The sequence below is a fragment of the Pseudomonas sp. JL2 genome (assembly GCF_031570495.1).
Lineage (GTDB): Bacteria > Pseudomonadota > Gammaproteobacteria > Pseudomonadales > Pseudomonadaceae > Aquipseudomonas > Aquipseudomonas rhizophila.
Genome location: NZ_JAKUDH010000063.1, coordinates 1 through 1372, shown reverse-complemented (window position 1 = coordinate 1372; position 1372 = coordinate 1). Strand labels below are relative to the sequence as shown.

1 protein-coding gene is annotated in these 1372 nt (G+C 56.4%); it reads left to right on the top strand.

Translation table 11 applies throughout. The annotated features are described in order from the left end of the window. The first annotated feature begins 52 nt into the window (after window positions 1-52). On the top strand, window positions 53-1312 hold the full coding sequence (locus MKS85_RS28745; protein ID WP_139051243.1) for an IS256 family transposase: 1260 nt from the start codon (window positions 53-55) through the stop codon (window positions 1310-1312). The last annotated feature ends 60 nt before the right edge of the window (window positions 1313-1372 follow it).

Below are 1372 nucleotides of genomic sequence, written 5' to 3'. Positions count from 1 at the left end.
GGGACTGTCAGAAATTTTGTGTTCGGGCATAACATGCTGAAGAGGTGCATGTATGCCAACCAAAAAGAAGACGGCCTTGGAGGCCAAAACCGAGCTTCCTTCGATCCCGAAGGAGCTGATTGATCAGTTCGTCAAAGGCCCAATGACTGCCGAGGCGATTCAGGATGCGTCGATGGCCTTCAAGAAGGCGCTTATCGAGCGAGCCCTTGGCGCAGAGCTGGGCCACCATCTTGGCTATCCTCAGGGCGCGGAGCGCCCTGAGGAGTCTAATAACCAGCGCAACGGTAAAAGTGGCAAGACCGTTTTGACAGACGACGGTCCGCTTCGTCTGGAGATTCCCCGAGATCGCGATGGCAGCTTTGCGCCGATTCTGATTCCCAAGCATGAGCGGCGCTTTACCGGTTTCGATGACAAGATCATCGCCATGTACGCTCGGGGCATGACGGTTCGCGAGATTCGCGCATTTCTCTTGGAACAGTACGGTACGGATGTCTCGCACGACTTCATCAGCTCAGTCACCGACGCGGTGATGGAAGAGATCGGCGCTTGGCAGCAACGACCGCTTGAGCCGATGTACCCGGTCATCTTCTTCGACGCGCTGCGGGTCAAAATCAGGGAAGAAGGTCTGGTCCGCAATAAGGCAATCTACTTGGCCTTGGGCGTACTACCGGACGGAACCCGCGATATCTTGGGCATCTGGATCGAGACAACGGAAGGCGCCAAGTTCTGGATGAAGGTCTTCAATGACCTCAAGACACGCGGCGTCGAAGACGTGTTGATTGCTGTGACCGATGGCCTCAAAGGCATGCCAGAAGCCCTGAGCGCGGTGTTTCCTGAGACGACGTTGCAAACCTGCATCGTGCATCTGATCCGCAACAGCCTCGACTATGCAGCCTGGGACAAACGTCGGGAGCTGGCCAAGGCTCTCAAGCCGATCTATCAAGCGATCAACGCCGAGGCCGCCGAAGTGGCTCTGGACTCATTCGAAACCGGGCCGTGGGGCAAGCAGTACCCGACCGTCGTGGCTGCCTGGCGACGCGCCTGGGATCGAGTTATCCCGTTTTTTGTCTTCCCACCCGCCATCCGGAAAGTGATTTACACGACCAACGCAATCGAGAGCATCAACGCTCAACTGCGAAAGATCATCAAAACGAGGGGACACTTTCCAACCGATGATGCTGCCACGAAGCTGATCTGGCTGGGCTTGCGCAATATCACAGCAAACTGGGGCAGTGCGGCCCATGATTGGAAAAGTGCGATGAATCAGTTCGCGATCCTGTACGGGGATCGGTTCATCAGGCCGACGTGGTAAATGAAGGTCTGCCTAACGGCAGGCCGTTACCGGCCCGCACACAAAAAATCTGACACTCCC

Coding starts and splice junctions, on each gene's coding strand:
- MKS85_RS28745 (WP_139051243.1), top strand. CDS start 53: ATGCCAACCAAAAAGAAGACGGCCTTGGAGGCCAAAACCGAGCTTCCT.